This window comes from Nitrospina gracilis 3/211 (assembly GCF_000341545.2).
Taxonomy (GTDB): Bacteria; Nitrospinota; Nitrospinia; order Nitrospinales; family Nitrospinaceae; genus Nitrospina; species Nitrospina gracilis.
The window spans coordinates 977,248-983,796 of sequence record NZ_HG422173.1 but is presented as its reverse complement, the minus strand read 5'-3'; the positions used below and the strand labels follow the sequence as shown (position 1 = coordinate 983,796).

11 protein-coding genes are annotated in these 6,549 nt (G+C 56.7%); 3 read left to right on the top strand and 8 right to left on the bottom strand.

Annotation, left to right across the window (positions count from 1 at the left end):
• Positions 1-185, top strand: a 185-nt coding sequence (locus TX82_RS16480; protein ID WP_222822966.1) for a hypothetical protein, incomplete at its 5' end; no start/stop codon positions are given.
• Positions 186-191: 6 nt separating this feature from the next.
• On the opposite strand, the gene TX82_RS04615 is transcribed toward TX82_RS16480, so the two are convergent.
• The gene (locus tag TX82_RS04615; RefSeq protein ID WP_005007575.1) at positions 192-830 is read right to left on the bottom strand and encodes a class I SAM-dependent methyltransferase; all 639 of its coding nucleotides are present in this window, start codon (positions 828-830) and stop codon (positions 192-194) included.
• Between the two features lie 216 nt (positions 831-1,046).
• Between TX82_RS04615 and TX82_RS04610 the strand changes: the two genes are divergently transcribed.
• On the top strand, positions 1,047-1,337 hold the full coding sequence (locus tag TX82_RS04610) for a sll1863 family stress response protein (protein ID WP_005007573.1): 291 nt from the start codon (positions 1,047-1,049) through the stop codon (positions 1,335-1,337).
• A gap of 42 nt (positions 1,338-1,379) precedes the next feature.
• On the opposite strand, the gene TX82_RS04605 is transcribed toward TX82_RS04610, so the two are convergent.
• Together TX82_RS04605 and TX82_RS04600 are read right to left on the bottom strand one after the other, a co-directional pair.
• Positions 1,380-1,586: a DUF2905 domain-containing protein gene (locus TX82_RS04605; protein WP_005007570.1), complete on the bottom strand. Its 207-nt coding sequence runs from the start codon at positions 1,584-1,586 to the stop codon at positions 1,380-1,382.
• Positions 1,587-1,608: 22 nt separating this feature from the next.
• Complete coding sequence (locus tag TX82_RS04600) at positions 1,609-1,977, bottom strand: SpoIIAA family protein (protein WP_005007567.1); 369 nt, start codon at positions 1,975-1,977, stop codon at positions 1,609-1,611.
• A 187-nt stretch (positions 1,978-2,164) separates the two neighbouring features.
• On the opposite strand from TX82_RS04600, the gene TX82_RS04595 reads away from it, so the two are divergent.
• Positions 2,165-3,004, top strand: coding sequence for a formylglycine-generating enzyme family protein (locus TX82_RS04595; RefSeq protein ID WP_005007565.1), 840 nt, complete (start codon positions 2,165-2,167; stop codon positions 3,002-3,004).
• A gap of 57 nt (positions 3,005-3,061) precedes the next feature.
• On the opposite strand, the gene TX82_RS04590 is transcribed toward TX82_RS04595, so the two are convergent.
• The 5 genes from TX82_RS04590 to TX82_RS04570 form a co-directional block, all read right to left on the bottom strand.
• Positions 3,062-3,622 carry a hypothetical protein gene (locus TX82_RS04590; RefSeq protein ID WP_005007564.1) on the bottom strand — a complete coding sequence of 187 codons (561 nt, stop codon included), beginning with the start codon at positions 3,620-3,622 and terminating at the stop codon, positions 3,062-3,064.
• A 4-nt stretch (positions 3,623-3,626) separates the two neighbouring features.
• Positions 3,627-4,061, bottom strand: coding sequence for a hypothetical protein (locus tag TX82_RS04585; protein ID WP_005007562.1), 435 nt, complete (start codon positions 4,059-4,061; stop codon positions 3,627-3,629).
• A 13-nt stretch (positions 4,062-4,074) separates the two neighbouring features.
• A complete protein-coding gene (locus TX82_RS04580) occupies positions 4,075-4,635 on the bottom strand; it encodes a hypothetical protein (protein ID WP_222822965.1) in 561 nt (186 codons plus the stop codon).
• 34 nt (positions 4,636-4,669) lie between these two features.
• Complete coding sequence (gene bamE / locus TX82_RS04575) at positions 4,670-5,071, bottom strand: outer membrane protein assembly factor BamE domain-containing protein (RefSeq protein WP_005007559.1); 402 nt, start codon at positions 5,069-5,071, stop codon at positions 4,670-4,672.
• Between the two features lie 164 nt (positions 5,072-5,235).
• Positions 5,236-6,171 carry a hypothetical protein gene (locus TX82_RS04570; RefSeq protein WP_005007557.1) on the bottom strand — a complete coding sequence of 312 codons (936 nt, stop codon included), beginning with the start codon at positions 6,169-6,171 and terminating at the stop codon, positions 5,236-5,238.
• Between the last annotated feature and the right edge of the window lie 378 nt (positions 6,172-6,549).

Here is a 6,549-nt window from a genome sequence, read left to right as displayed (position 1 = left end):
AGTTCCTGTCAACCGATTTTTTAAATTTTTTGGCATTGAATTTTAAAGGGTTCCCGGCTACCCAAAGAAAGGGAGGGAATTATTTCCCAATGCGGAATGCAAATGGAACCCGAAACCGGGCGCTGTCCGGGCTCGCCAGTCCGGTACGCTTCCCGGGAAAGGGGCCCGATGAATCTGGAATGTGAATAGCGTTAAGGGGTTTGCGGCTCGAATACCAGAAAGTTCTGCCGCGGCAGGAAGGTGTGTTCTTCCACCAGCGCGTATCCCGCCAGTTCGAACTCCTCGATCATCGTGGCCCGCCGCGTGAAGTGACGGAACGCGCCTTCGCGGAAATCGAGAATCGCCACCCGCCCGCCGGGTTTCAGATACTTCTTCACGCTTTCAAAATACGCGGCGCGGTCTTCGAGGTGGTGGTAAACGTTGGAGGAAAAAATCATGTCCACCGGTTCGGGGAGCTGGGGATCGTGTTTGGCCGCGCGCACCAGCTGGACGTTGTTAAGGTTTTTCTTCCGCGCGAGCAGGCCCACTTCCGCCAGCAGGTCGCGGTCGACATCGACGGCATACACCCGTCCACCCGCACCCACCGCCCCCGCGAGCCGGTGCGTGAAGTAACCGGTGCCGGAACCGAGGTCGGCGACGGCCATGCCGGGTTGCAGTTGAAGGGCGGCGATCACCGCTTCCGGTTTCTGCCACTGGTCGCGGTCCGCACTCCAGTAACGTTTGCCGCCGTGGGAATGCGAATGGCCACACGCCACCAGCCCCAGCAGGAGCGCAGCCAGCCCGATCCACCGCCACGTGAAAGCCGCCGCTCCCCTCTTTTGCAACTCCATCGTCCACCTCCCTTAAAATTAAGTAGTCTCTTACATTAATTCCGGATCCCGCCCGCGGTCAATTGTGAAAACCGGGTATCGGCAAGTCAACAAAATTACATTCCCTTTCACGAGCAAATTCAGATACTTTCGATTCCCGATTTTTGCAACGCGGCATGGGTTTCCTGCATCTCAATCCACAGAAACGTATAGTGGAAAATAAAAAAGGAGATGCAAATGGGCAAGAAGGAAGAATACATCAACTGGATGCAGTCCAAACTCGATGAGGTCTCTGCGGACATCGACAAGCTGAAGGCCAAGGCCAACCAGGCAGAGGCGGAAGCGCAGATGAAATACCTGGATGAAGTGGAAGCGATGCGGAAGAAAAAGGCGGACATGCAGGCGAAATTAAAAGACGTACAGACGGCCAGCGAGGGCGCGTGGGAGGATATGAAAACCGGGCTCGACAAGTCATGGAACGAACTGAAAACGGGGATCGAGTCGGCCTGGTCGCGTTTCAAAGGCTAAGGAGATGCGCGGTTCGGAAGGCAAACTCGGTTTCCCCCCGGGTCATTTTCGGAACAGCCAGAAGATCAACGTTGCCACTGCGCTCAGCACGATGCAGGTGGTGAGGGGAAAATAAAAACTGAAGTTGTCGCGGCGGATGGTGATGTCGCCGGGCAGGCGGCCGAGGCCGAGCTTACCGATCCACGGCCACAGCAGTCCCACCGCAAGCAACACCACGCCGGCTACGATCAACAAACGTTGCACGTTCATGACCGTGCCACCGGTTTCTCCATTATTTACCGCCGTCTCCCTGCAGCCAGGCGCGGGCCGCCTCCAGCTCCGTCACTTCAAACACGCGCACCCGCGCATGTAGAATGACACGCATTACGCGCACGGCAATCCTCTGCCAAAGGGGACCCACCACCACTGCGATGCGCTGAATATGCTGATGATGCGCACGCACAAATGAAATGTGTTCCTTGAGCGCCTGCCATCCGTCCCAGCGGCGAAGCGATGCCAGGTTGAGCAAAAGACGGATGTGCCCGTACCGTTCAATCAGTCCATCCACCTCCGGCGCGGCGGCGGGAAAATCGCTGGCCTCGATCTTCTCCGGCAACGTCAGGGACACGCGGTTCTCACCCAGTTTTTCGACCGCAATCATGACACCCTCTCCTTTCCTTTAGAAACCTCGATCGGTGTCTTCTTCTCTTTTCCGCTTGAGGGTTCCCATAATTTAAGATGCAGACGGATCGGGTTTTGTTCCGGTTTTTCCACCTTCGTGCAACGGGTATAATATCCAATGGCTTTGCCTGATTTTAACCCCTGCACGCAACCCCAAACCGGACGGTATGGATACCAGCAAACTCTCACCTTTTTACGAGCGGTTTTCGATTTCGGGAGTGGTCCTGTTTTTGATGTTCGCAATAGCGCCCTGCGCCCAGGCGCAGGGTAAAGGCGGAGCCTCCCCCGGCATGGCCCTCATCCCGGCGGGCGAGTTCGTACAGGGCGGAAACCCGCAGATCGGTTTTCGCCTGTGCGTCGAGCACAACGACCACTGCGAGAGAAAATGGTTCCGCGACGAAGCACCGCCGCGCCGCATTCATCTCAACACCTACGAGATCGATACCCACGAAGTGACGCAGGCCGAATTTAAGAAAGTGATGGGCGCCAATCCGTCAAAATTCAAAGGCGACAACCTGCCCGTGGAAAACGTCACATGGCAGGAAGCAGATACTTACTGCCGCAAAGTGGGCAAACGCCTGCCGACCGAGGCTGAGTGGGAGAAGGCGGCGAAGGGCGGCGTCAATACCATCTACCAATGGGGCAACCGCATGGAATCAGGCAAAGCCAATTTCTGCGACGCCGCCTGCGACGAACGCTGGAAGGAAAACCAGTTTCAGGACGGATACGAACACACCGCGCCGGTAGGATCGTTTCCGCCGAACGGATACGGTCTGTTCGACATGGCGGGCAATGTATACGAATGGGTGCAGGATGACTACGCCTACGACGCCTACCGGAAAGGGCCGCGTCGCAATCCCAGGGTTTCCGGCCGGGACGGAATGAAAATCATGCGCGGCGGTTCGTGGGTGAATTATTCCACCGGCGTGCGTCCCGCCGACCGCACTCCCGCCGACCCGGAAGACCGGCTTCCTTTCGCCGGGTTCCGTTGCGCGCGGCCGCGTTGAGCAACACCTCATCACCTCTGTTTAAAAAATTAAGGAAGGAATGTCGCGGGCATACCGCTATTGATTGGAGGAGAGGAACATCGACTGGCGGAGCGATTTGAAAAATTTCTGGTAGATGACGGGATCCTCGACCGCCCGCAGGTCGTACTGCATGCTGGCGCGCACCATCAATTGCGAGGCGCTTTTCGGCCGCACGGTGACGGTGAGCCGCACCAGGTCACGCCGGTGCTGGAAGGGTCCCCACGTCCGGTAATTCCGCGCGAACATCAACAGTTCGTCGCCGTCATACAAAGTGTAGTAAATATCCTTGTTGCTGTCGTTGCCGTCGTGGTGCAGTTTGCTCGCCGAGAACACGCCGAGTTCCTGATCCGCCACCTCCAGCGTGAAATCGAGGTCCTGCAGGGTGGCGACCACCGCCTGCATCACTCCATCCCGGTCCGTGGTGTCGAACACCTGCGTCTGCTGGGATCGCAGTTTCACCTGGCTGGCCTCGGACATCAGGATCTGGCCCTTGGAGTTCCATTGCCGCTCCACCGAGTACATGGCGCAACCGGAAAACACAAACGCCGCAACCATCATGGAAAACACGCGGCGGTTTGAATACCAGTGGATACTCATCCTGTCATCCTTGCGGATTGGCGAACAACGCCCGTTGCAGAACGGTGAAAAAGTTCTGGTACACCTTGGGGTCTTCTATGGGCTTGGTGTTGAACACCGCGTTCACGCGGAACTCCATTTGCGTCTGCGTCTTCGGCCGCACGGTGACCGTGAGTTCAATCAGGTCCACGTAGCTGGGTTCGGCGAACTTGCCGGCGGTGACGAGTCCCAGAGGCCCGTTCGCCCGTTCGACGATGAAACCCAGATCCTGCAGCGCCGCGATCACCGCCCGCACCGCTTCCTGCCGGTCTTTGACTTCAAAACTACGCGTCTGGAAACTGCGCAGTTTCAACTGCTGGGCGGAAGGCGCCAGCAGTTCCGTGGGCACGGCGCGGGGTCCGCAGGCCGTCAGGGTCAGCAACAGGAACGCTAATAAAATGACAGAAGGTCGTGGGCGCATGACGGTCCTCGTTCTAAATTTTGTGAGCTTCCAGAAACACGCTTTTGGATAATTTGGCGAAGAACTGCTGGTAAATGGTCGCGTCGTGGATCATTTCCATCCGTTGACTGCCGGGAGGGATATAATGATCGCCGCTTTGCCCGTCGCTTTCCCAGATGACGCGGTAGAAGGTGATCCGGACGGAATAGCGTTTGCCCTGCGAATCCACGGGACGCATCGCCAGTGTCGCGCCGATCTTCTGGTGCAGGTCGATGGGCACCAGGATGATGGTTTGCCCGAACGCACCCAGCGCGGCCATGAAAAAGCGGGTGATGTGCTGTCCGTATTCGTAAGCGCTCCGTTCCTTGGAGGCGCGAAGCAGGGCGAGGTCGTGCACACTTTCCTGGACCTGAAAGCCGAGGTCCTGAAGCACCGCGGCGGAGGCGGAGAGCAGCGCCTGTTCGTCGGTGGTTTCAAAATAACGGGTTTGCAGGGCGCGGTGTTGCGCGCTTTCGGGGGTGAGGTTGAACAGCGTCGCCGGGTCATCCACCCGGGTGACGCATCCGCTTCCCATCACCGCGCAGATCAAAAACACGCACCAGAGCCGGGCGCGGCGGGGAAGAGAGGAATCAGAACTGAGTGAAGTTGTAGGCAAAGTCCCGTACCATTTTGTTTTCATCGAACTTGATGATGATGGTCATGGTCTTTTGCGTGCTGGTGCTGGAACCGGAACGGGTGCTCCCGCCAAGAATGATGAGGGTCCCGTACGCCGAACTGCTGGTGTCCACGCGGTTGGAGGACACCTTGTCGTAAATCCACACCTCGCGCCGCTTTTCGTCGGTGGTGACAATGTTGGGCGAACCCAGCGCTTCCGCCACCTGCGCCGCCGACATACCCATCTTGATCTCGCTTTGCACGGTGCCGATGGTCATCTGCTTCACGTTTCCCTGACCCTGCGCACCGGAGCTCGCACAGCCGGAGAAAACCAAAGCGCTCACCGTCACCGTTGCCATTACGCGTTTCCAATTCATGTCTCACTCCCAATTCAAAATTCCTTCAAATAATATCAGGGATTCCAAAAATCCGGACTCTTAATGTTCCTGAAAAACGCAATCAGTCATGCAATTTCCGTATTATCAAACCAAAAAAGAGTGTGAACAGGAGGAAAAATAGAAAGGGAAGAATCGAGGGCGGGTCATTTGGTTTCTTCTTCGTCGCCGCCGAAGTGGAAGTTGATGCCCGGCATCCAGCGAAACAGAAACGGGTTTTCCTCGATGTGGTTGATGAAACCGATCTGCACGCCGTCGAACGATTCCGCCGTGTTGAACAGCGTGCCGACCTGCAATCCCGAACCCTTCTTGATGCTGTTGCCGAACAGGCCCAGAAGAACACCCTGTTGTTCCTCGACCAGGTTGTAACCGCCGATCATCAGGCCCGTCAGTTTTTTCGATCCCACGGGGGAAAACGAAGGCGACGCCGTAGCCTCTGGAGCCGGGCCCACAGCCAGTCCGGCGAGGATGCCGGAAGCGAGAAAGGCGAGACTGCCCCACTCCAGCGACACGCCACGAATTTCCCGGACCTTCCCGCTGAACAGGCCCTGGATCACCAGCCCGTTGACCTTGGGCGAGGTGAGGTACAGCAGGCCGATGAGGATGCCGTTCGATTCCTTTTCGATATTGCTCACCATGCCAATGCTGATGCCGTTCATTTTCCTCAGCGTGTGCACGAGGCTGAAGGTGAACCCGGTGTTGGTACCGCCGATCACGTGAATAGGCGCAATGTTGATGCCGCGCAGGGTGTCCACGTTCGTCAGCCAGCAGCCGAGGGCGAGGCCGTTGATCTCCCGGGCGCGCGGGCCCATCAATCCCAGCGCGAGGCCGTCGATGCGGTCGGCGGTCAACGTGTACGGCTGTTCGTAATGGGCGTCCCAGTTAAACACGGTGAAGTTCATGCCGCGAACCGTCTTCACGTCTTCGTCTGCGAGGTTGAACCTGAGTCCGTGAAACGTCTCCGAATTGCCGAAGCTCAAACCGTAACGCGGGTGTGGCACGTCCAGTGAGGCGGCGTGAGTGGGACCGGCCAAAATCATTCCGAACAGCAAACCTGCCAGGATAAAAGATTTCGATTTCATTTCATTCCCGTATGTATCAAATTCTGTTACCAACTTGGATTGAGATGCAATTGGTCAAAAAGGGATTGAGACTGGCATGGAATTATTTAATTCTCATTACAGGGAAAGGTCATTGGTTTTAGAAAATCCGATACCAACCAGAAATGTTTTAAATAAATATTGCATTGCCGCTGACCGATGGGTTCGGAATTCTTCCCATGTTAAGGGGCATTTCCGGGTGGGGACGGCTGAACACCCGTTCCCATCCATGCTGAAAGGAGGCCCCTCCTCAAACTCCCTTAAATACGCTCTCTCCCGCCACACCCCCTGTTTCAGGCCGGATAGGAGGGCCGAAAATTTGCCCCAGCAATAAAACAACTCCTTATTTTTCAATATTAT

Coding starts and splice junctions, on each gene's coding strand:
- bamE (WP_005007559.1), bottom strand. CDS start 5,071: ATGAATTGGAAACGCGTAATGGCAACGGTGACGGTGAGCGCTTTGGTT.
- TX82_RS04600 (WP_005007567.1), bottom strand. CDS start 1,977: ATGATTGCGGTCGAAAAACTGGGTGAGAACCGCGTGTCCCTGACGTTG.
- TX82_RS04590 (WP_005007564.1), bottom strand. CDS start 3,622: ATGAGTATCCACTGGTATTCAAACCGCCGCGTGTTTTCCATGATGGTT.
- TX82_RS04585 (WP_005007562.1), bottom strand. CDS start 4,061: ATGCGCCCACGACCTTCTGTCATTTTATTAGCGTTCCTGTTGCTGACC.
- TX82_RS04570 (WP_005007557.1), bottom strand. CDS start 6,171: ATGAAATCGAAATCTTTTATCCTGGCAGGTTTGCTGTTCGGAATGATT.
- TX82_RS04595 (WP_005007565.1), top strand. CDS start 2,165: ATGGATACCAGCAAACTCTCACCTTTTTACGAGCGGTTTTCGATTTCG.
- TX82_RS04615 (WP_005007575.1), bottom strand. CDS start 830: ATGGAGTTGCAAAAGAGGGGAGCGGCGGCTTTCACGTGGCGGTGGATC.
- TX82_RS04605 (WP_005007570.1), bottom strand. CDS start 1,586: ATGAACGTGCAACGTTTGTTGATCGTAGCCGGCGTGGTGTTGCTTGCG.
- TX82_RS04610 (WP_005007573.1), top strand. CDS start 1,047: ATGGGCAAGAAGGAAGAATACATCAACTGGATGCAGTCCAAACTCGAT.